General features: G+C 63.5%; 19 protein-coding genes and 1 pseudogene. 10 read left to right on the top strand and 10 right to left on the bottom strand.

All coding sequences use genetic code 11. The annotated features are described in order from the left end of the window. Positions 1-178: 178 nt before the first annotated feature. A pseudogene (locus tag X771_RS139570) lies at positions 179-1,345 on the bottom strand (polysaccharide pyruvyl transferase family protein); the annotation flags it as partial. Positions 1,346-1,522: 177 nt separating this feature from the next. Here X771_RS139570 and X771_RS139565 point away from each other — a divergent pair. The 6 genes from X771_RS139565 (at position 1,523) to X771_RS139540 (ending at position 9,155) form a co-directional block, all read left to right on the top strand. After that, positions 1,523-2,695 (top strand): glycosyltransferase, encoded by a 1,173-nt coding sequence (locus X771_RS139565; protein WP_023689991.1) that lies wholly within the window; start codon positions 1,523-1,525, stop codon positions 2,693-2,695. A gap of 42 nt (positions 2,696-2,737) precedes the next feature. After that, on the top strand, positions 2,738-3,733 hold the full coding sequence (locus X771_RS139560; protein WP_023711254.1) for a glycosyltransferase family 2 protein: 996 nt from the start codon (positions 2,738-2,740) through the stop codon (positions 3,731-3,733). Then, the gene (locus tag X771_RS139555) at positions 3,730-4,677 is read left to right on the top strand and encodes a glycosyltransferase family 2 protein (protein ID WP_023684220.1); all 948 of its coding nucleotides are present in this window, start codon (positions 3,730-3,732) and stop codon (positions 4,675-4,677) included. Before X771_RS139560 ends, X771_RS139555 begins: the two co-directional genes overlap by 4 nt. Beyond that, on the top strand, positions 4,667-5,614 hold the full coding sequence (locus X771_RS139550) for a glycosyltransferase family 2 protein (RefSeq protein ID WP_023689993.1): 948 nt from the start codon (positions 4,667-4,669) through the stop codon (positions 5,612-5,614). The genes X771_RS139555 and X771_RS139550 overlap by 11 nt, the downstream gene beginning before the upstream one ends. 75 nt (positions 5,615-5,689) lie before the next feature. Then, entirely contained in the window at positions 5,690-6,586 is an 897-nt protein-coding gene (gene galU, locus X771_RS139545; protein WP_023668795.1) for a UTP--glucose-1-phosphate uridylyltransferase GalU, read from the top strand. 190 nt (positions 6,587-6,776) lie between these two features. Further along, a complete protein-coding gene (locus X771_RS139540) occupies positions 6,777-9,155 on the top strand; it encodes a polysaccharide biosynthesis tyrosine autokinase (protein WP_023689994.1) in 2,379 nt (792 codons plus the stop codon). 88 nt (positions 9,156-9,243) lie between these two features. On the opposite strand, the gene X771_RS139535 is transcribed toward X771_RS139540, so the two are convergent. Both X771_RS139535 and X771_RS139530 read right to left on the bottom strand, forming a co-directional pair. Then, complete coding sequence (locus tag X771_RS139535) at positions 9,244-9,945, bottom strand: metallophosphoesterase family protein (protein ID WP_023689995.1); 702 nt, start codon at positions 9,943-9,945, stop codon at positions 9,244-9,246. Positions 9,946-10,016: 71 nt separating this feature from the next. Beyond that, positions 10,017-11,924: a propionyl-CoA synthetase gene (locus X771_RS139530; RefSeq protein ID WP_023689996.1), complete on the bottom strand. Its 1,908-nt coding sequence runs from the start codon at positions 11,922-11,924 to the stop codon at positions 10,017-10,019. Positions 11,925-12,142: 218 nt separating this feature from the next. On the opposite strand from X771_RS139530, the gene X771_RS139525 reads away from it, so the two are divergent. The 4 genes from X771_RS139525 (at position 12,143) to X771_RS139510 (ending at position 15,199) form a co-directional block, all read left to right on the top strand. Then, on the top strand, positions 12,143-12,940 hold the full coding sequence (locus X771_RS139525; protein WP_023689998.1) for a DUF2259 domain-containing protein: 798 nt from the start codon (positions 12,143-12,145) through the stop codon (positions 12,938-12,940). A 545-nt stretch (positions 12,941-13,485) separates the two neighbouring features. Beyond that, positions 13,486-13,773 (top strand): PqqD family protein, encoded by a 288-nt coding sequence (locus X771_RS139520; protein ID WP_023684213.1) that lies wholly within the window; start codon positions 13,486-13,488, stop codon positions 13,771-13,773. Beyond that, positions 13,773-14,207: a lasso peptide biosynthesis B2 protein gene (locus X771_RS139515; protein WP_023668789.1), complete on the top strand. Its 435-nt coding sequence runs from the start codon at positions 13,773-13,775 to the stop codon at positions 14,205-14,207. The genes X771_RS139520 and X771_RS139515 overlap by 1 nt, the downstream gene beginning before the upstream one ends. Continuing rightward, on the top strand, positions 14,204-15,199 hold the full coding sequence (locus X771_RS139510) for an HPr kinase (protein ID WP_023690000.1): 996 nt from the start codon (positions 14,204-14,206) through the stop codon (positions 15,197-15,199). Before X771_RS139515 ends, X771_RS139510 begins: the two co-directional genes overlap by 4 nt. Positions 15,200-15,207: 8 nt before the next feature. Here the strand turns inward: X771_RS139510 and X771_RS139505 are convergent, their stop codons facing one another. The 7 genes from X771_RS139505 to dhaL all read right to left on the bottom strand — a co-directional run bounded on the left by X771_RS139505 (position 15,208) and on the right by dhaL (position 21,008). Further along, the gene (locus X771_RS139505; RefSeq protein WP_023690001.1) at positions 15,208-16,233 is read right to left on the bottom strand and encodes a nucleotidyltransferase family protein; all 1,026 of its coding nucleotides are present in this window, start codon (positions 16,231-16,233) and stop codon (positions 15,208-15,210) included. A gap of 447 nt (positions 16,234-16,680) precedes the next feature. Next, a complete protein-coding gene (dhaK, locus tag X771_RS139500) occupies positions 16,681-17,667 on the bottom strand; it encodes a dihydroxyacetone kinase subunit DhaK (protein ID WP_023690002.1) in 987 nt (328 codons plus the stop codon). 22 nt (positions 17,668-17,689) lie between these two features. Further along, on the bottom strand, positions 17,690-18,115 hold the full coding sequence (locus X771_RS139495; RefSeq protein WP_023668784.1) for a hypothetical protein: 426 nt from the start codon (positions 18,113-18,115) through the stop codon (positions 17,690-17,692). Positions 18,116-18,125: 10 nt separating this feature from the next. After that, positions 18,126-19,712, bottom strand: coding sequence for a phosphoenolpyruvate--protein phosphotransferase (gene ptsP / locus X771_RS139490; protein WP_023690003.1), 1,587 nt, complete (start codon positions 19,710-19,712; stop codon positions 18,126-18,128). Then, entirely contained in the window at positions 19,696-19,998 is a 303-nt protein-coding gene (locus X771_RS139485; protein ID WP_023684207.1) for an HPr family phosphocarrier protein, read from the bottom strand. The genes ptsP and X771_RS139485 overlap by 17 nt, the downstream gene beginning before the upstream one ends. A gap of 21 nt (positions 19,999-20,019) precedes the next feature. Beyond that, positions 20,020-20,409, bottom strand: coding sequence for a dihydroxyacetone kinase phosphoryl donor subunit DhaM (dhaM, locus tag X771_RS139480; RefSeq protein WP_023690004.1), 390 nt, complete (start codon positions 20,407-20,409; stop codon positions 20,020-20,022). Further along, the gene (gene dhaL / locus X771_RS139475; RefSeq protein ID WP_023732533.1) at positions 20,406-21,008 is read right to left on the bottom strand and encodes a dihydroxyacetone kinase subunit DhaL; all 603 of its coding nucleotides are present in this window, start codon (positions 21,006-21,008) and stop codon (positions 20,406-20,408) included. The genes dhaM and dhaL overlap by 4 nt, the downstream gene beginning before the upstream one ends. Positions 21,009-21,031: the final 23 nt, after the last annotated feature.

Raw genomic sequence — 21,031 nt, forward strand, 5'->3', positions numbered from 1 at the left:
AAGCATGTTCTTCGAGCACGGCCTGAAGGCTTGTCTTGCGATAGCGGTCGAGATTTCCCGCAAATCGGCCGAGCTTTTCGCGCGCCTCTTCGGGCGTCACGGTGTCGATGTCGAGCAGCACATCGTCGACACCGATTCGCTTGGCCACTTCCTTGGTTTTGAACTCGTAGGCGATCGGCAGCACCGGCGTGCCGACGCAAAGCGACATGATCATCATATGCATGCGCGTCGCGACGACGAAGTCGAAGCCCTTCACCAGCGCCATCAACTGGTCCGGCGTGTGGAACGAAGCGTCCACCGTTACGTGGCTGGCGATCTCAGGATCGAGCTCGGCAACGATGGCCTGTGCGGTCTTGGAATCGTCATGGGCATATTCCGGCACGCCCTGACACGTGGAGACGAAGGTCACCTCCTTGCCAAGGTCCCTGACAAGAATTGTGGCGATCTCGCGGACCGAATCCAGATAGCGGCGCATGCCGCCCTCACCGTCGCTGACGTAGTTCCAGTGGCGGACCGAAATAGCGACGCGGCCCGTCGACGCCGGCGGCTGGCTGGAAGCGAGACGCTTGCGGATCCTGTCGGTATCGGCCAAGGCGAATACGGCATCGGCCACCACGCGGCACTTGCCGAGATCCTTCACCAAGTCCCGGATATGGGTCCGCGACCGTTCGTCGCGCAACAGGATGAGCGGACTGCGGTCAAAGATCGGGCCGAGCTCCTGGCGGTTGTAACTTTTGTCGAACGGACCGAGGGATTGCGTGAAGAAGACCGGATCCTTGCCAAATACGGCATCGAGCCTGAACTGATTGAGGCGTCGTTCGAGATTGTAGTTCTCGACGAGATAGGTTCCCCCTGTGGTGACCACCATGTCCGCGTCGGCGTAGATATCGAGACCGCGCCGGTCGCGATAGCTGAAAAAATTGCCTAGCGCGCTGCTGCCAAACCAGCGCAGAGCCTGGAGAACGAGCCGATTGTAGATCGGCTTGAACCGGTCCCTCAGCCCGCTGCCATTCTTGTATCGGAACAGGGATTCCGACAGCAGCTTATGAAATTCGAGGTCGGGATAATCCGTCTTCGGATAGAGTCGTTCCGCAACCTCGGGCTGGCTGTCGAAGACGGCAAACCGCACGTCGCCTTGCACGATCGTCTTGAGAATGTGGCGGATCGCCAGCAGAATCGCCGCATCCCCGGTATTCAGGCAGACTGTGTTTTCAACGACGATCTTCATGGGATACCTCATTTCGTCAGCAGATTCCGCGGCGTGGCCTGCGGTGCCTAGGACGGGCATGGTGACCGAAAATACCCACGCCAGGACGATCCCGATGCGGCTCGCGTCACAATCCATCGCTGCATCGGGCTGGGTGACCAGCCAGAGCGGCGCTCAAGCCCGACGGAGGGTAACGCATCAATTTTGCAGTGCAACAAAAAACGTGCACTTATGCTACGGCGCACCAAAAATGTTGCGATGCAGCAAAAGCTGGGTTAGCATTCCCGTGGGTGGGCCAACAGCGGTCGAGTTTTCATGCTGCATGTCTTGTACCTTGTGCACGATGTTTCCGACCCGGCGGTGCGCCGGCGGATCATAATGCTCAAGGCAGGCGGCGCGCGGGTCACGTTGGCCGGCTTCCGTCGGACCACAAATGCTGTTCCCGACGTCGAGGGGCTGCAGCCGGTCGACCTCGGCGCGACGCGTGACGGCCGATTCGGCCAGCGTCTGGCGGCGGTCGCCAAGGCGGCGCTGTCGATAGGCTCGAAGCTTGCGGCGATGCCGAAGCCCGACCTCATCATCGCGCGCAATCTGGAAATGCTGGCGCTGGCCAGGCGCGCCAAGGCCGCCTTTCGCGGCGGCGTGCCGATCGTCTACGAATGCCTCGACATCCATCGCCTGGTGCTGCGCAATGACATGCTGGGCAAAGCACTGCGCACAGCGGAGCGTTATCTCGCCCGCGACGTGAAGCTTCTGGTGACGAGCTCACCGGCCTTCATCGCCAATTATTTCAAGCCGTTCGGGCAGGTCGCCGCACCGGTGGAACTGGTCGAAAACAAATACTTCGAAACCGCGCCGATCGCCTTGGATGACAGGTCAAAGGCCGAAAACCCTGCAGCACCCCCGTGGCGCATCGGCTGGTTCGGCGCGCTGCGCTGCCGCCGCTCGCTGGAGCTGCTGGCCGACTTCACGCGCCGTCAGGGCGGGCGCTTCGAGGTCGTCCTCCGGGGCCGTCCGGCACTCTCGGAATTCCCGGATTTCCATGCTTTTGTCGAGGCCGAACCCTATCTCTCCTTTCGTGGCCCCTACCGCAACCCGGAAGACATGGCCGCGATCTACGGCGAAGTGCATTTTTCCTGGGCGATCGATTTCTTCGAGGAAGGGCAGAATTCGGAATGGTTGCTGCCCAACCGCCTCTATGAGGGCTGCCGCTTCGGCGCCGTACCGATCTCGATGGGCACTACCGAGACGGGGCGCTTTCTCAACCAGCAGGACATTGGCATCCTGCTTTCTGCTGCCACGCCCGAAATCCTGGAAACCGCGCTCGGCCGCATGGACCAGGAGCACTTCGGCAAGGCCAAGGCGCGTGTGCTGGCCCGCAACCCACGAACCTGGAGCTACGACCGCAGCGACTGCCGCGCCTTTGTCGACAGGCTGCGCGGCCTTGCGGTTGCCCCTGGTTCGTTCGCCACCGAGGCACTGGCCTGAAGGATGACCAATGACAAAAGTGCAGTTCATGGAAAGGCGCCGATGACGCAAACCGAAGCGCTGCCGCCAAGCCTGATCGTCATTCCGTGCCTGAATGAGGCAGCCCATATCGGCGCGTTGCTCGAGCAGCTCAGGCCGGCAGCGCTAAGGCTCGGCGCCCGCATCGTCGTTGCCGATGGCGGCAGCACCGATGGTACTTTGGCCATTGTCGAAGCGGTTGCGGCCAAGGACCCTCAGGTCGTCCTCCTGCACAACCCAAAACGTATCCAGAGCGCGGCGATCAATCTCGCCGTCGCCAGCCTCGGTGACGGCGCCGAATACCTGATCCGCATCGATGCCCATGGCGGCTATCCCGCCGATTATTGCGACCGGCTGGTCGAGGAGGCGCTCGCTACTTCAGCCGATTCGGTCGTCGTCTCGATGCTGACCAGCGGCAGCGGCGCGGTGCAGAAAGCGGTCGCGGCGGCGCAGAATTCCAAGCTCGGCACCGGCGGCTCCAAGCATCGGCACTTCTCGGCCGGCGAATGGGTGGACCATGGCCATCACGCGCTGATCCGGATCTCGGCCTTCACCGCGGTCGGCGGCTATGACGAGACCTTCAGCCACAATGAGGATGCCGAACTCGACTACCGCCTGCGCCGGGCAGGCTACCGCATCTGGATGAGCGGCAAGACGCAGATGGTCTACTATCCGCGTTCGTCGCTGAAGGGCCTGTATTTCCAATATCTCGGCTATGGCCGCGGCCGCGCCAAGAATGTGCTCAAGCACCGCATGATCCCGAAAGTTCGGCAGATGATCCCGCTGCTGGTGGCGCCGGTCGTCCTTCTCGCGGTATTTTCCTTTATCCACTGGCTGGCGGCGGTGCCGCTGCTGGTCTGGGCTTCGGTCTGTCTGGGCTACGGCGCTGTGACCGCCATCAGCCAGCGCAATCCCAACAATGTGCTGGCGGGCATTTCGGCGATGGTCATGCATTTCGGCTGGTCGCTCGGGTTTTGGCTGCAACTGCTCGGCTCGCGATCGCAGCGCGGGGTGGCATGATGGTCGCCGACAGCCGCCGAATCGACATCTGCGTCTGCACGTTCCGGCGGCCGGAACTGGCCGACACGCTGCGGTCGCTCGCTGCCATGGATATGCCTGCCGGTTTCGGCATCGGCGTCATCGTCGCCGACAATGACGACGAGCCGACCGCCGAGCCGCTGGTGACCGCGCTGGCGAGCGAATTGAAGCTCGTGGCCCGCTACCGGCACGCCCCGGCGCGCAACATCTCGGTTGCCCGCAACGCCTGTCTTGATGCCAGCACGGCCGATTTTGTCGCCTTCATCGACGACGATGAAACCGCTTCCCGGCAATGGCTGGCCGAACTGATTGCTATCGCGGAGACAAGCGGCGCCGAGGCCGTGCTCGGTCCGGTGCGGGCGCTCTACCGCCCGGATGCGCCGGACTGGATGCGCAAGGGCGATTTCCATTCGACCTTGCCGGTCTGGGTGCAGGGCGAAATCCGCACCGGCTACACCTGCAACGTCCTTTTGAGGATGAGCGCCGACAGCTTGCGCGACCGTCGTTTCAGCCTGGCGCGCGGCCAGAGCGGCGGCGAGGACACCGAATTCTTCAACCGCATGGTCAAGGCAGGCGGTCGCATCGCCTTTGCGCCGGAGGCGTGGGTCGAGGAAGTCGTGCCGCGTTCGCGAGCCGCTTTCGACTGGCTACGCCGCCGCCGCTTCCGCTTCGGCCAGACGCACGGCCACCTCATCGGCCATGACGCAGGCGTGATAGAGCGTGCGAAGGCTGTCGGCCTTGCCTCGGCCAAGGCCGTCTATTGCTTCGGCATGGCGGCGTTGACCGCGATTAGCCCGGTCCGCCGCAACCGCAGCGTGCTGCGCGGCATCATGCATGTCGGCGTCGTCAGCGGCCTGGTCGGTATCAGCGAAATTCGCCAATACGGACTGTCTTCCCCGCAGCAAGGAGGCAAGCGTGCAGCCTGACGTCTCCTTTGTCATCGCAGCCTACAATGCCGCGGCCACGCTCGACCGGGCGATCGCAAGCGCCATGGCCCAGCGCGATGTCAGCGTCGAAATCATCGTCGCCGACGACCAGTCGCGCGACAACACGCTCGACGTCGCAAGAGCCTATCCAAAAAATGTCGTCAAAGTGGTTGCGCTGCCGGCAAATCGTGGCCCTGGCGGCGCCAGGAATGCCGGGCTCGAACTGGCTTCCGGCCGCTGGGTCGCGGTGCTCGATTCCGACGATGCCGTCCTGCCCGGGCGGCTTTCTGCCATGATCGCGCGGGCCGAAAGCGCGGGCGCTGTGATCGCCGTCGACAACCTCCAGGTGGTGCGCGAGGACGGCATTGCCGAAGCGACGATGTTTCCCGCCAAATATCTGGAGGGCCTGCGTGAAATCACGCTCGCCGACTACATCGCTGGCAACATCGTTTTCGAATCCACGTTCAACCTTGGCTATCTCAAGCCGATCTTCCAGCGCCGTTTCCTGATCGAAAACGGGCTTCGCTATGATGAAAGTCTGAGCATAGGCGAGGATTACATCCTGCTCGCCAACGCGCTGGCCAAGAGCGGAAAATGCGTCGTCGAGCCGACGACCGGCTATATCTACCACATCCGCACGGGCTCGATCTCGCGCGTGCTCGAGCTTCACCATATCGAGGCGATGCGCAAGGCCGACGCGGTCTTCGCCGAGACCAATTCCATGGACGCTGCTGCTGCGGCCGCCTTCGCCAAACGCGCCCGCAGCCTGCGCAAGGCGGCATCGTTCCTGTCGCTGGTCCAGCACATCAAGGCGCGTTCGCCGTTGAAAGCGATACGCACCGCGCTAAGTGATCCGGCGGCTGTCAGGCACATGTCGATGCCGATCGCCGTCCGCCTCAAAAGGGTGGCGGCGCAGTTTGCTGTCGGCGCGGAGTAAGGAGGGCGAGTACATGAAGACGTTTGTTCGTGGCCTGCAACAGGCTGAAATCGATCTGCTCAGAAGGAATTTGCGATGAAGAAAATCAGGAAGGCAGTCATCCCTGTGGCGGGGCTTGGAACACGGTTCCTGCCGGCAACCAAGTCGATTCCGAAGGAGATGCTGCCCGTGGTCGACCGGCCGGTCGTCCAATATGCGGTGGACGAGGCCTTCGAAGCCGGCATCGAGCACATCGTGTTCGTCACCGGCCGCAACAAGGCTGTCATCGAGGACTACTTCGACCTGCACCCCGAACTGATTGGAACGCTCGAACAAACCGGCAAGAAGACCCAGCTGGAGGCGCTCGAAAGCATGCTGCCCGTGGCCGGCGCCACCAGCTTCATCCGCCAGCAGTCGCCACATGGTCTCGGCCATGCGGTGTGGTGCGCACGCGAAGTCATCGGCGACGAGCCCTTCGCCCTGCTGCTCCCCGATATGGTGTCGTTCGGTCGCCGAGGTTGCCTGGCTGAAACAGTCGATCTCTATCAGCAGACCGGCGGCAATGTGATCGCCGTCGAGCGCTGTGATCCCAGCGAGACCAGCAAATACGGCATCGTCGGGCGCGGCGCCGAGACAGGCAGCGGCTTCGAGGTGACGGCCATGGTCGAAAAGCCGGCGCCGGCCAATGCGCCGTCGAACTATTACATCAACGGCCGCTACATCCTGCAGCCCGAGATCTTCTCGCTGCTGGGCAACCAGCAGCGCGGCGCCGGCAACGAAATCCAGCTTACCGATGCCATGGTGCGGCTGGCGAAAAGCCAGTCTTTCTTTGCCCAGCCTTTCAATGGCCGCATGTTCGACTGCGGCTCCAAGGAAGGCTTCATAGAGGCGACCATCGCCTTCGCGCTGGCGCGCGACGACATGAAGGGACCTGTGCTGGAAATGCTGCAGGCGTTCGTGCGGTCGCATGAGCGTCAGGAAGTGGCCGCATAATGCCCATCTTTCGAGGGCATATGCGTTTGGACGATGGCGCGGCTCATGCCTGCACGCCTGGCCGCTCAGGCCCGGCGCCGGATGGCATGAAGCTTGCGTTGCATATCTTGCCCCCGATCTCCGCAGCTTCGGACGAGGTGGGACCTGACCCGTCTCGCTCCGGCGCCTGTAACCTAGAATTGGATCGAAGATGAATTATGCCAGCTTTCCTCTCGACAAGAGGATGCCATTGCCCAACCCCGATCAGGAAAAGGGTGAAGACTTCATCGACGTCGAGCGCCTGCTTGGCATGGCGGCGCGTCAGGTCAAGGTGGTGGCGGTCTGCGCCATCATCGGCCTGTTCCTGGGGTTGCTCTATCTGCAGACCACGCCCAAGCAATACATGTCGGTCGCCAGCGTGCTGATCGACGAAGGCCTGAACAAGGTCATCGACGACATCTCGGCTGCATCCGTCACCATGCAGACCGACGCCGCCCTGCTCAGCCAGATCGAAATCATCACCTCGGCGCGGCTGGCCTCGGTGGTGGTCGACAAGCTGAAACTCGACCAGAACGCAGAGTTCATGAACCCGCCGCAATCGGCGCTGGTCAAGGGCATCGGCTTCGTGCGCGGCGTGATCGGCTATTTCCGCTCAAGTTCCGCCGAGCAGATTCCCGGCATGGAAAACGTCGATGAGGCGACACGCCAGGCCATGATGCAGACGGCGCGCCACGACTATGCCGTGCTGAAGCTGCAGAGCGAGGTGCTGGCGCAGCGCAACGGCCGCTCCTATGTGCTCGCCATCGGTTACCAGTCGACCAATCCGGCGCTCGCCACCGCCATCACCAAGGCCTATGCCGACGCCTATCTCGCCGACCAGCTCAATGCCAGCTTCGACGCCACCGAGCGCGCTGCGGTCTGGCTGCAGGGCCGGCTGACCGAGCTTCGTCAGAACTCACAGGCGGCCGCTATGGCGGTCGAGAAATTCAGGGCCGAGCATGGTCTGGCCGCCAACAGCGACGGCCAGCTGATCAGCGACAAGCAGATTGCCGATCTCACCGCGCAACTGATCGTCGCGCAGGCCGATACGGCGCGCGCCAGCGCCCGCTATCAGCAATACAAGACCATCGTCGAAAGCGGCTCGGACAATGCCTTCAACGATTCCGCCATCTCAAGCGATCAGCCGGCAAGCTCCGTCATTGCAACGCTCAAGACCCGCTATCTCGCAGTGGCCAAGCGGCTGCAGGACGTGACGGCCAATTTCGGCGCCGACCATCCGCAGGCGGTGGCGCTGGCCAAGGAAAAGGCCGACCTGTCGACCCAGATTTTCGGCGAGTTGAAGCAACTGACCGAAAGCTATCGCAATGAATATGAAGTCGCGCTTTCACGCGAGACCTCACTGAGGCAGAAGATCGCCGACGCGGCCGGCAAGAGCTCCATCGACAACCAGAGCCAGGTCAAACTGCGCGAACTCGACCAGCAGGCGCAGGCGCTGACCACGCTCTACCAGACCTTCCTTAGCCGCTACGAGGAGGCCTCGCAGCAGCAATCCTTCCCGGTCGGCAAGGTCCGCATCATCTCGGATGCCTCAACGCCGCTTTCCGCCTCGAGCCCGCGCACCTCCAGGGTGCTGGCGCTGTCGCTGGTGCTTGGCGTGCTGCTTGGCGCCGGCTTTGGTGGCCTGAATGAGTTCAACGAGCGCTTCTTCAGGACCGGCGAGGACATTCGCGATCGCGTCGGCCTCAAATTCCTCGGCTATTTGCCGATGATCGGCGGCAGGCTCGGCAAGGACGCCGACGGCGGTGCGGCGGATGCCAAAGGCGCCAACACATTGTCGGCGGCCGAGAAACGGGCGCGCATGCGGGTCAGCGTCGATGCGCCGGCATCAATGTTCTCCGAAACGCTGCGCAACGCCAAGATCGCCTTCGACGTCGTCATGGAAGGGCAAGGCAGCCGGGTCATAGGCGTGGTCTCGGTCCTGCCCGGCGAGGGCAAGTCTACGGTCGCCGCCAATCTCGCCGGATTGCTGGCCGCCAACGGCTCGAAGACGCTTTTGATCGACGCCGATCTGCGCAATCCTGGCCTCAGCCGCAACCTCGGCATGGAAGCCGAGCAGGGGCTGATGGAGGCCGTGGTCAACGGCCAGACCTGGCAGTCGGTCGGCAAAGTCGACCGCCAGACCAAGCTGGCGATCATCCCGGCCGTGCTGCGTGGGCAATTCTCGCATACCAGCGAGCTGCTGTCGTCGGCCGGCATGCGGCGCTTCATCGACAACGCCAAGGAGACGTTCGAGTACATCATCGTCGACCTGCCGCCGCTCGGCCCCGTGGTCGACGCCAAGGCGTTTGCGCCGCTGGTCGACGGCTTCGTGCTGGTTGCCGAATGGGGCCGCACGCCGCGCGCCATGGTGCGCTCGCTGCTGGAGCAGGAACCCTACGTCGCAAGCAAGGTCGTCGGCGCCGTGCTCAACAAGGTCGATCTGAAGAAGCTGCCGAAATACGGCTCGCTCGGCGGCTCGGAAAAGTTCTTCGACCGCTATTCGACCTACTATCTGGAGAAATCGGACGTGCGAGCCAAGACCGCCGCCTGAACGGAGCGCGATCCTGAAAAGGAGCGTGATCCGGACAGCGGATCCGGTTTTCGGAAAAGATCACGCTCAAACGAAGAAGCACGGCAGGTCAGGAAAAGATCAGCTTGCCGAACTTACCCGCGATCCTGAGCGCTGTCAGCCGTCCGCTCTGAAAGGCGCCGGTGTCGATGCCGAGCCTTCGCCCGTCAAGCCTGGGGATATCGACCGGCGTGTGCCCATGCACCACAAGGCGGTCGAGCAGATGTGCGGCCTTGAAGAACTCGTCGCGGATGTTGAGCAGATCCTGCTCATCCTGTGCGACCAGGTCGATGCCCGGCCTGATGCCGGCATGGACGAAAACGAATTTATCCGAACAGAGCAGCACCGGCAGGCTGCGCAGGAAGTCGATATGGCTGGCCGGAATGACCTCCTTCACGCGCCGGTCGACCGCGTCGCTCGAGGCATAGAGGCTGGCAAGCCGCGCCGGATCGACCCCATAGGAAAACAGAGTCTCGCGGCCGCCGACCGCCAGCCAGCGGTCCCGCGACAGATAGCCGTCGAGATAGTTCAGCATGGCCACTTCGTGGTTTCCCGCCAGGCAGACGCGCAGGAACCCTGTTGGCGGCAGCGCCAAGAGGTGGTCGAGCACGCGCGCCGATTGCGGCCCGCGATCGATATAGTCGCCGAGCATGACGATAATCTTGCGGCCGCGAAATTGCAGCGCGTCGAGCTGGATCTTCTGCTCCAGCGACAGCAATTCCTTGTAGCAGCCATGCACGTCGCCGATCGCGTAGACGACGGTGTCGTCCATATCCATTTCCAGGCGCTCGCGCGGCGCCGGCCGGGGGGGCCTGGATCGCTGGAACAACGCCACTGGGGCCGTCAGACCCCGATGCCGCGGGCTTTGAGCGCCGCGGTGATCTCGTCAAGAATGGCGGGATCGTCGATAGTCGCCGGCATCGTCCATTCTTCCTTGTCGGCGATCTTCTGCATGGTGCCGCGCAGGATCTTGCCGGAGCGCGTCTTGGGCAGGCGCTTGATCGTCACCACGGTCTTGAAGGCCGCGACCGGGCCGATCCGTTCGCGCACCAGCCCCACCACTTCGCCTTCGATGGCAGCGGTATCGCGCGACACACCGGCATTGAGCACGACGAAGCCGAGCGGGACCTGGCCCTTCATAGCGTCAGCGACGCCGATGACGGCGCATTCGGCAACATCGGGATGCGCTGAAAGCACCTCCTCCATGGCTCCGGTCGACAGCCGGTGTCCGGCGACATTGATGATGTCGTCTGTGCGCGCCATGACATAGAGGTAGCCGTCGTCGTCGATCATGCCGGCATCGGCCGTCTTGTAGAAGCCGGGAAATTCCTCGAGATAGGCTTGCCGGAAACGCTCGTCGGCATTCCACAGCGTCGGCAGGCAGCCGGCCGGCAGCGGCAGTTTCACCGCCACATTGCCAAGTGTGCCGCGCGGCACTTCATGGCCGGCATCGTCGAGCACGCGAATGTCGTAGCCCGGCATCGGCACGCCGGGCGAGCCGTATTTCACCGGCAGCAGGCCGAGGCCCGCCGGGTTGATGGTCATCGGCGAGCCGGTCTCGGTCTGCCACCAATGATCGACCACCGGCACGTTGAGTTTCTGCTCCGCCCATTTGATGGTTTCCGGGTCTGCGCGTTCGCCGGCCAGGAACAGAGTGCGGAATTTCGACAGATCGTATTTCGGCACGAATTCGCCCTTGGGGTCCTGCCCCTTGATGGCGCGGAAGGCCGTCGGCGCGGTGAACAGCGCGACCACGCCGTGTTCTGCGATCACCCGCCAATAGGTGCCGGCGTCGGGTGTGCCGATCGGCTTGCCCTCGAACAGCACGCTTGTCGCACCATGCAGCAGCGGTCCGTAAACGATGTAGGAATGGCCGACCACCCAGCCGACATCGGAGGCCGCCCAGAATACTTCGCCCGGTCTGACGCCGAACTCGTTTTCCATCGTCCATTTGAGCGCGACCATGTGGCCGCCATTGTCGCGCACGATGCCCTTCGGCTGGCCGGTCGTGCCGGAGGTGTAGATGATGTAGAGCGGGTCGGTGGCGAGCACCGGAACGCAATCGACGTTGGCGCCCGCGGCGCGCTCGCGGGCAACGGCGTCGGCAAAATCGATATCGTAATGCTCCCTCAGATCGCAGCGCAGCTGGTCGCGCTGCAGGATCAGGCAGGCGTCCGGCTTGTGGCGGGACATTTCGATCGCCTTGTCGAGCAGCGGCTTGTAGGCCACGACACGTCCAGGCTCCAGGCCGCAGGACGCGGAGATGACCAGCTTCGGCTTGGCGTCGTCGATGCGGGTGGCGAGCTCGTGCGAGGCAAAGCCGCCGAACACCACCGAATGCACCGCGCCGATGCGGGCACAGGCAAGCATCGCGACCGCCGCTTCGGCCACCATCGGCATGTAGATGATGACGCGGTCGCCTTTGCGAATGCCGCGGTTCTTGAGCACCGAAGTCAGCGCTACCACTTCGCGCTTCAATTCGGCATAGGTGAATTTCTTGACCGTGCCGGTGATCGCGCTGTCGTAGATAAGTGCGATCTGGTCGGCACGGCCGCCTGCGACATGGCGATCGAGAGCGTTGAAGCAGGTGTTGCAGCTGGCGCCGTTGAACCAGCGCCCGTAAACGCCGGCCTTGGCATCGAAGACGCTGGTCCACGGCGAATACCAGTCGATCGCCTCGGCCGCATCGGCCCAGAATTGTTCTGGGTCGCGTTTCCAGCCGTCATAGACCTCGTGGTAGCGTGACGCCATTCATCCCTCCTCGGGAAAACTCTCTATCTTGCAATAGCCTATGCGGGTTTTCCCGGCCACGTCTTTCCCCAAATGCCATGTCTTTCCCGAAATTTGGCGCTTGGCCGATCTCGCCTTGGCCATAAATTGCAGGCACCATGGCCGGGTTTGAAATCGGGGCAGGGCGCGCAATGACGGTACGATACGGGGTTGGATCTGCCGTTGGAGCAGCGCTGCTGTTGACGATCGTTTCCGCCGCCCAGGCCGGCGATGCCGCCGCGCGGCGCATCATCGGCTTTTCCCCCGACGGCAAATATTTCGCCTTCGAGCAATATGGCGAGCTCGACGCTGCCGTTTCCGGCTGGTCGCAGATCGACATCATCGACACAAGCACAGACGAGTTCGTCGGCGGCAAGCCGATCCTTGTCCTCGACGAATCGGAAGAGGCGACCACGACGGTGGAGCAGGCACGGGCGCAGGCCGCAAAGCAGGCCGCGCCAATCCTGGCCAAATACGGCATCGCCGAGCGCGGCACGCGCACGGCCTCCGACAGGTTCACCTTCCCGGACGACACGGTCGAGTACAACGACATTTCCCGCCTCGAGCAAGCCGCGCAGAAATGGCTGTCGCCGTTCTATGGCGAAACACAGATTTCGACCATCCAGCTCGATGAGATTTTGGCCGACAGCAAGACGGACTGCTCGGCAAGCTTCGATGACGCCAAGCCAAGCGACCAGGCTCTTCCGAGCGACAAGACACTTCAGGGCGAAAAGAAACTTCAAGGCGCCAAGACGGGCAAGGCGCGCGGCTTCCGCCTGTCGCTGCAGGGGCAGGACGGCAAGCCGTTCAAGGTGCTGCACGAGGACAAGGCCGTGCCGGGCTCGCGCAACTGCCCGACTTCCTACAGCCTGTCGGAATCCTACGAATACACCCCGCCCGGCAGGCCGGCGGTAGTGGCGGTGCTGGTGCAGCGCTTCAGCCAGGGCTTCGAAGGACGCGACCGCCGCTTCATCGCCGTAACCGGCCATGCACGCTAAGCCGCGGCCCGTCTTGTGGCAGGCAGAAAAAGCTCATGCGCCCGGAGAAAGCAGGGCGTTCGTGTCGGATATCAGTCTTAAAGCGGCAAGGCCGCCAGCATCAGCCCGACGCCACCCGCAATCAATATGGCGGCTGCCAACGCTTTTCGATGACGTTCGAACGCGGTCGGCGCCCGCTCCCAGTTGTAACGCATACCCAATGCTCTCCCAAAACCCCGCGACTCCATAGCTTACTTTAGGTAAGAAAAGCAACACCTTGACCCTGCGAGATAGCTGGCTTGACCGTTTGCGGCGGTGATTCCCAGCCGCAATCACCGACTATTTCTGGGGTGCTTCCCCGTTCTCAGGCTCTGAATGATGTGGAAGTTACCACAATCTGAAATTGGATGTCTCCATTAGGCTTCGGTTGCCTGTGTCGTGAGGATGGTGGCGTTGCCGGATTGCCACAGAACGGTCAGGCCGGCTTGTTCTCCCTCTCGTCCGCGCAATGGACAGACCCGCATCGCCGCGCTATCTGCTCTCCAGGAAAATGGTGGAGGGGCTCCATGGCCCAAATCGGTTCTGAAATGGTTCTGCGGCTGGCGGACGACGCCTCGGTCCAGCATGTCGGCGATGGCGCCGTCGTGCTCTTGGCGCGCAGCGGCCAGCTTTACACCTGCAACGGCACCACCGAAGCCTTTCTCGACAAGGTGGACGGCGCCCGCAGCCTTGACCAGATCGTCGTCCTGTTGTCTGACGAGTTCGAGGTCGACAAGGGCACGCTCGACCAGGACATGGCGGCGCTGGCCGCCGAACTGGTGAGCGAAGGCATTCTCGCCGACCCGGCTCCCTGATGGTGGACGGCGTTCTCCTGCGCGCTTTGTTTCGTGTCCATTTATGGGCAAGCGCGCGGCTGATGCCGACCCTGATCGGCCGCCGCAGCTTCGAATCGGTGCTGAAATGGGCGCCGCTCAGCGCACCCACCCCTTATCGCGGCCTGTCGTCAGCCTACATCGTCGCTGCCGTCAACCGGACCGTCCGGCACCCCTGGCTGATGCGCGACCGCAGATGCCTGCGCGAGGGCCTGCTCGCCCACCGCTTCCTGCGCTTTGCCGGCTTCGATCCGGATCTGCGCTTCGGCGTCGATCCGAAGTCGATGCAGGCGCCGCGTATGTCTGCCCATTGCTGGGTCTGTCTCGATGGCCGCCCGGTGGTCTCGGACAGCCTCCCCGGCATGGTGCAGATCTATCGCCATCACGCCGATGCCGGAAAGGCGCACGCTGCTTGACCGGTCCGGCGACCACCTTCTGCTATGATCTCCAGGGCCAGGTCATCAGCATATCGGCCTCGCGGGCCGATCTCTGGCCGAGCTTCGACCTCTTGCTCGGCACGTTGCGCGTGAGCGGGCCGGTCGAGCCCGATTTCCGCGTCGACATCGTCGAGACGCGGGAGTTACCGGAATCGCCTGCCGGAAAACTCGCTTTCGACGGCGAGGTGCCGGAGGACGGCCATTGCCGGCTGATCGACGGTGGCGGCACCGTTCATCTGGTCTTTCCCGGCCTGCAGACCGTCTCGATCAATGCCGATGGAGGCTGGGCCGAGATACGAGTCCATCCCGATGCCAAGGTCAAATGGACGGTGCTGATGATGGTGCTGGATGCAGCACTTGATGCCGGCGACCAGCACATGCTGCACACCGCCGGCCTGACATTGCCCGGCCGCGAGGCGCTCGTGCTGATCCATGCGCCGAGCGGCACCGGCAAGTCAACGACGTCGCTGGCGCTGGCGTCGCAAGGTTTCGGCCTGTGCTCGGATGACGCCATGATCCTCAAGGTTTTGGCCGGTGGCGGCATCACGGCCTGGGGCTTGCCGCGCAAGGTGAAGGTCCACCGCCACACCGCGGCAATGCTGCCCTTCGTGGCGCCTTGCCTTGGCGACAAATGGGACGCCAATGGCGAGCAGGCCGTCTCGCTGGAACGTCTCGCCGAGATCATCCGCATCGAGGAAACTGTCGGCAGACCGGTTGCGGCACTGTTTCATCTCGCCCGCTCGGCGGACGCGCAAACCCGGCTCGTGCCCATGACCAGGACAGACGCCATGGTGGCGCTTGCCACCGACAATGTCAGGACCGGCATGACCGGCCTTTTGCCGGCGCAGAAGCGCCGCATGGCAACTATCGCAACGCTGGTCAAAGCCGTCCCGACCTTTACCCTGGAAGTTGGCGCCAACCCGGCCGACGCGGCCCCGCTGATCCGCTCGGCGGTGGCGGCGCGGGACTAAAGCACCCTTCAGGCAGAATGCGGCTTTGGCCTGGCGAGGCGCTGGATCCAGCGGAAGGCGTCGCGGCGCAGGCGCGAATGCATCTTGTCCCTGGAATTGACGCCGAGCAGCGTATCGCCGGTGATCAGCAATTTGGCCAAAAATATCGAGAGGTCGGGCTTGATGCGGTCGGCCAGTTCGATCGCGCGCGGTGCATCAAACAGCCGCCCCGTCACATTGAGAACCGTCGCCAGTTCGAGCTCGATGCCGCTGATGCGCGACGCCTCGAAAAGCCGGTCTTCATCCGCGGGCGACCGCAGCGCGCGCACGCCCTGCAGCACATCGACGCAAAGCTGCAGCCGGTGGAACTTGTGCCCGCCGGCGGCGTGGACAATGGCGATGGTCAGCAGCGCGGCCGGCGTGTCGGCCTCGCTGCCGTCGATGATCTGCAATTCGCGAAAGCCCAGCGACAGCCGCCGCCGCATGCCGGAATCATGCACCAGGTTGCCGTGCAGTTCGATCAGCAGGCTGGTATTCTCCTTCTCCAGCCACTTGAACTCCTGCAGATCCTGCGACTGCGTCTCCTCGCTCCAGAGTTCAAAGCCGCATCCGGCAATCACCGTGCTGGCTTCAATGATGCTGGCCGGCTCGACCAGAATGTCGATGTCGGTGAACGGCCGGTCGGCGGCGTGGCGGTAAAGTTTGCGCGCGAAGACCGGACCCTTGACGATGCGGGCCGGAACATTTTTCGCCGCCAATGCCTTCATGATGCGGTCGCCATGGTACTGCAGCAGCATCGATTGGCCGGTCGCCAGCGTCGAGCGATCACGCAGTTCCGACAGCTTTTGCCGCAAGGCTGCGTCGGCAGGCAGTTGGGCGTCGCCGATCTCGCTGAGCTTGCGCAGCATGATGGGCAGCACGCCGTGGAACTCGGCATTGACGAGCAGTGCCAGCAAGCTTTCGGCAGCGACGTCACGGCCAATGGCAACCGTCGCCTCCGGGTCGGCGAAGGTCAGCAGCAGTTTTTCATCGGCAGGCGCAAGAGATGGCAGCATCAAACCCGGATGACGTTCGCCCACATGAGCAATTCCCGTCCGGAATTGCGTCAAACAACCAACTCAGAGGAGCGTATGTTGCAGAAAAGCATGCATGAAGCCAGCGTGTGATGGCAGAACCAGCTCATGAATTGACTTTCCACGGTTTCCGTCCATTCTTTTGCACTGGACTGAAAAGGGTGTTTGGAATGACCAAGAAAAAGTATGAAGCGCCCGTGCTGCGCAAGGCAGGAAAGTTGTCCAGCGTGGTGGCCGGGCCGTCGCTGCCGATACCGCAATAAGACTTCTACGGCTTCGGTTTGGATGAAGCCGGAGCGGTCGGCCGCAAGGCAGGCCGCGCTGCAGGCGGGCAATCTGTCGGCGTGACTGCGGTAACGGTCCGTCCGGTCCCGCAGGCTAAGGCAAGTTCATAAGCCGCCTGTTCGGGATATGGGCAAGGCCCCTCCGTTACAGTCCCCAGCGCAGCGCGGCTGTGTGCACCGGCGCGTCCCACATTGACGTTGCCTCGTCATCCAGCATGGTCAGCGTGATCGAGCAGCCGGCCATGTCGAGCGATGTCACGTAGGACCCGACCAGCGAGCGGGTCACCGTCACGCCCTGTTTTTCGAAGATGTTTCGGGCGCTGTTGTACATCAGATAGAGCTCCATCAGCGGCGTGCCGCCAAAGCCGTTGATGAACAACAGTGCCGGGCCTTTCGCCCTGTCGCCGAGATCGCCCAGGATCGCGGCGCAAATCTCTTCGGCGATCGCATCGGCGCTTTTCAACGTGTCGCGACGCCGGCCGGGCTCGCCATGAATGCCGACGCCGAATTCCATCTCGCCATCACCAATCTCGAAGGTCGGCCTGCCCGCCGCCGGCACCGTGCAACTGGTCAGCGCCACGCCCATCGAACGCGTCGCGCTGTTGATGCGACCGCCGAGCGCCTTGAGATCCGCCAGCGCCATGCCTTGCTCGGCGGCGGCGCCGACGATCTTCTCCACCACCAGCGTGCCGGCGACGCCGCGCCGGCCGGTCGTAAAGGACGAATTCTCGACGGCGACGTCATCATTGATCACCACCTGCAGGACGCCGTCGGCCATTTCGCCGGCCATGTCGAAATTCATCACGTCGCCTTCATAGTTCTTGACGATGAACAGGCAGCCGGCGCCGGTATCGACGGCGGCGGCCGCCGCCAGTATCTGGTCCGGCGTTGGCGAGGTGAAGACCTGGCCGGGGCAGGCGGCGTCCAGCATGCCGTGACCGACAAAGCCGGCATGCAACGGCTCGTGGCCGGAACCGCCGCCCGAGATCAGCGCCACCTTCCCCGGCTTCATCACCTTGCGGCGAATGAATTTGTGCTCCTCGCCCAGCACCAGGATGTCGGCATTAGCTGCAACGAAGCCGTTGAGGCTTTCGGTCAGCACCGTGTCGACGGAATTCATAAACTTCTTCATGTGTCCTCCCGACACAACACGATCAGCCGCCACTCCTGCCGGTGATGCTGGTGATCTTCTGGATGAATTCGTTGATCGCCTTGTCGAGCGCTGCATTCTGCTTGTCGTCGCCGAAATCGGGCACGATCAGCGAGACATGCCGGGTCTTGCGCATGCCTGCCGCAACCGACATCTTGCCGGGATGCGCCAGATGATAGGCAGCCAGAAACTGATCGCGCTCGGCCGGACTGAAATGGCAGACCGAAAAAATAGCCGGCAGATGTTTTGACGGGATCGGGGTCGAATAGGCCGCGCTGGAAATCTGGGTGACGAAGCTGCGGTGCTTGCCAAGCGCATCGGCAAGGCGTTGTCGCATACCCGACGGTCGCTGGTCGATGACCTGCGACAGGATCGTCTTGTAGGCGCGGATCGCCTCTTCGGAGCCGGCTTCTGGTGTCTTGTCGGCCATCTCAGTCATCCTAGACCGATGCATCCGAGATGGCCGCCTTGGCCATGGCGAGTTGGGCGGGAGCCACCGAGAGATCCCGCAGGCCGGCCTCGAGCAGTGCCGGGATCGATGCCGGATCGCCGCCGGCATCGCCGCACAGGCTGACTGGGATTTTCGCGCGCAGGCCAAAAGCGGCAACCGAGCCGATCAGCCGCAACACGGCGGGATGGCGGACAGAATTAAGATGCGCCACGGCTGCGTTATCGCGGGCAGCCGCCATTACATATTGGGTCAGATCGTTCGAACCGATCGAGAAGAAGGCGACATCGGCGAACGCCTCCGGCGCGATCGCCACCGAAGGCACCTCGACCATGATGCCGAGCGGCGGCATTTTTTGCGCGATGCCGCGCGCGGCAAGCCCGGCCTGCTCCTCCACGAACAGAGCGGCGGCGCGTTGGTATTCCTCCGCGACGGCGATCATCGGAAACATCACCTTCAGATTGCCGTGCACCGCCGCGCGCAGCAGCGCCCGGATCTGTACGCGAAACACCTCCGGCCTTGCCAGCGACAGCCTGATGCCACGCAGCCCGAGGAACGGGTTGCTCTCCTCGACGGTGAAGCCCGGCACCGGCTTGTCGCCGCCGGCGTCGACGGTACGGATGGTCACCGGCTTGTCGCCTGCCCATTCCAGCACCTTGCGATAGGCCTGGTATTGCGTCTCCTCGTCCGGCGGCGCCTTGCCGAACAGGAATTCGGTGCGCATCAGCCCGACCCCGTCGCAGGTCGAAATGTCGATGCCGTCGACCTCGGACGGATCGGCGATGTTGACCTGCACGCGCACTGTCGTCCCGGCCCGGGTTACCGCCGGTTTCGCGAGATAGACTCCGGCCTTGTCTCGATGTGCCACAAACGAGGACGAGGACCGGTGGAACGCTTCGATCTCGGTCGTGGTCGGCGAAAGCACGATACCGCCATGCTCCGCATCGAGCAGAGCCAGACCGACGGGATTAGCCGGCGAAGCGCCAAGCCCCACCACCATCGGCACGCCGCGCGAGCGCGCCAGCATGGCGACGTGGCTGGCGGCGCTGCCGGCCCTCAGCGCGATGCCGCCGCCGGTGCTCCAGTCGGTCTCGAGAAAGCGCGTCGGCGCGATGTCCTCGCCATAGAGAATGGCGCCCGCTGGTGGAGCGCTCTCCTGCTCCTCGGTAAGGGCGCGCAGCACGCGGTCGCGGATATCGCTGATATCGGCGGCGCGAGCCCGGAAATAGTCCTGGTCTGACGTTTCGTAGCCGGAGATCTCGGCGTCCAGCGCCTGTCGCCAGGCCATGTCAGCCGGCATGCCGGACGCGATCGCGGCAAAAGCCGGGCCGGCCAGGGCATCGTCCTCAAGCATGGCGAGCTGGAATTCGAGAATGCCGGCGGCCTCCTCATCGGCGGTTTCAATCAGGGTCGCGAGCCGGTCAGCCGAACTGGCGATAGCTGCTTCCAATGCGGCCTTCTCCTCGACGGCTGTCGCCTTCCCTGGGTAGCGCGCAGTGCCGCCATCGAGGTTGAACAGCGGACCCTCGGCATAGCCGGCCGACGCCGAAATACCCTGCAGCCTAAGCGGTTCGGGCATGGCCCGCATCCTCGTCGAAACCGCGTCGCACCAGCTCGGCCAGCGCTCTCACGGCATCATCGGCGCCGTCGCCTGTGGCCCGGATGTGCAGCATGGTGCCTTTCGGCGCCCTGGCCGCCATCACCTTGACGATGCTCTTGGCGTCGAACCATGGGCCGTTGGCGGCAAGCGCAATCTCCACCTCGGCGGCAAAGCTCTTGGCAAGCTTGGTGAACTTCACCGAAGGGCGCGCGTGCAGACCTACCTCGTGGGTGATCAGGACGGTGGCCTCGGCAAATGCGGACATCAGGTCAAAATTCCCGTTCGCTCACGACGGCGACAATTCATGCGCCGTCGCCACCACTTCCTTCAGCGAGGCCCCGCCGGACGCCTCCGTCGCAGCCATCACCGCGCCTTCGACGATCGGCGCGTTGCAGACGACGATCTTCTGCGCCCGCGGCTCGCCGATCATTTCCACCGCCATTTCCGAATTGGTCTCGGCGCCGCCGAGATCGACCAGTATGGCGACGCCCGCCTCCGACCACGCCTTGTCGATGGCGCCCATGATCGCTTCGACGCTGGTGCCGAGCCCGCCATGGCCGTTTCCGCCGCACCATGCAAGCGGCACTTCGTCGCCCACCATCTGCCGCACCATGTCGGCCGTGCCTTCGGCAACCAGCGGCGAATGCGAGACGATGACGATGCCGACATTGCTCATGCTTGGCCCTCGACGGTTTCGGCGACGGTCCGCACCAGCAGCGCCACAGAGCGTCCGCCGGCATCCATATGACCGATTGAGCGGTCGCCGAGGAATGAGGCGCGACCGCGTGTTGCCTTCATCGGCACGGTCGCTTCGGCAGCCGCGTCGGCAATATCAGCGATTTCCGAGCCTGTCTTTCCATTCGCGAGCGCGTCATGCACCGGATACAGCACATCCAGCATCGTCTTCTGGCCGACCTGCGATTTGCCTCTGGCGGCCACCGCCTCGATTGCCTTGCCGAAAGCAGCCGTCAGCTTGGGGCGATCCGGCTCTCCTGAAATCTCCTTGCCCAGCGCCAGGAACAATGTGCCGAACAGCGGCCCGGACGCGCCGCCGACCGTCATCACCAGCTTGGTGCCGATCGCCTTCAGCGCCTCGGGCAGCGGCTTTGCAGCGAACGCCCCGGCATCGGCGCGCACAGCCTCGAAGCCGCGCTTCATGTTCAGCCCATGGTCACCGTCGCCGATCGCCTGGTCGAGCGCGGTCAACTCTTCCGAGTGAGCGGCGATCGTGTCCGCGGCGGCGGTGATCAGCCTGGCAAGGTCGAACGCTGCGATGTCCAGATTCCCGGTTTCGATCC

It is taken from the genome of Mesorhizobium sp. LSJC269B00, from assembly GCF_000502815.1.
In the GTDB taxonomy this organism is placed as follows: domain Bacteria; phylum Pseudomonadota; class Alphaproteobacteria; order Rhizobiales; family Rhizobiaceae; genus Mesorhizobium.

Coding starts and splice junctions, on each gene's coding strand:
- X771_RS139485 (WP_023684207.1), bottom strand. CDS start 19,998: ATGTCCGCATTTGCCGAGGCCACCGTCCTGATCACCCACGAGGTAGGT.
- X771_RS139495 (WP_023668784.1), bottom strand. CDS start 18,115: ATGGCCGACAAGACACCAGAAGCCGGCTCCGAAGAGGCGATCCGCGCC.
- dhaM (WP_023690004.1), bottom strand. CDS start 20,409: ATGAGCAATGTCGGCATCGTCATCGTCTCGCATTCGCCGCTGGTTGCC.
- galU (WP_023668795.1), top strand. CDS start 5,690: ATGAAGAAAATCAGGAAGGCAGTCATCCCTGTGGCGGGGCTTGGAACA.
- X771_RS139555 (WP_023684220.1), top strand. CDS start 3,730: ATGATGGTCGCCGACAGCCGCCGAATCGACATCTGCGTCTGCACGTTC.
- X771_RS139515 (WP_023668789.1), top strand. CDS start 13,773: ATGGTGGACGGCGTTCTCCTGCGCGCTTTGTTTCGTGTCCATTTATGG.
- dhaK (WP_023690002.1), bottom strand. CDS start 17,667: ATGAAGAAGTTTATGAATTCCGTCGACACGGTGCTGACCGAAAGCCTC.
- X771_RS139530 (WP_023689996.1), bottom strand. CDS start 11,924: ATGGCGTCACGCTACCACGAGGTCTATGACGGCTGGAAACGCGACCCA.
- ptsP (WP_023690003.1), bottom strand. CDS start 19,712: ATGCCCGAACCGCTTAGGCTGCAGGGTATTTCGGCGTCGGCCGGCTAT.
- X771_RS139540 (WP_023689994.1), top strand. CDS start 6,777: ATGAATTATGCCAGCTTTCCTCTCGACAAGAGGATGCCATTGCCCAAC.
- X771_RS139505 (WP_023690001.1), bottom strand. CDS start 16,233: ATGCTGCCATCTCTTGCGCCTGCCGATGAAAAACTGCTGCTGACCTTC.
- X771_RS139535 (WP_023689995.1), bottom strand. CDS start 9,945: ATGGACGACACCGTCGTCTACGCGATCGGCGACGTGCATGGCTGCTAC.
- X771_RS139560 (WP_023711254.1), top strand. CDS start 2,738: ATGACGCAAACCGAAGCGCTGCCGCCAAGCCTGATCGTCATTCCGTGC.
- X771_RS139565 (WP_023689991.1), top strand. CDS start 1,523: ATGCTGCATGTCTTGTACCTTGTGCACGATGTTTCCGACCCGGCGGTG.
- X771_RS139520 (WP_023684213.1), top strand. CDS start 13,486: ATGGCCCAAATCGGTTCTGAAATGGTTCTGCGGCTGGCGGACGACGCC.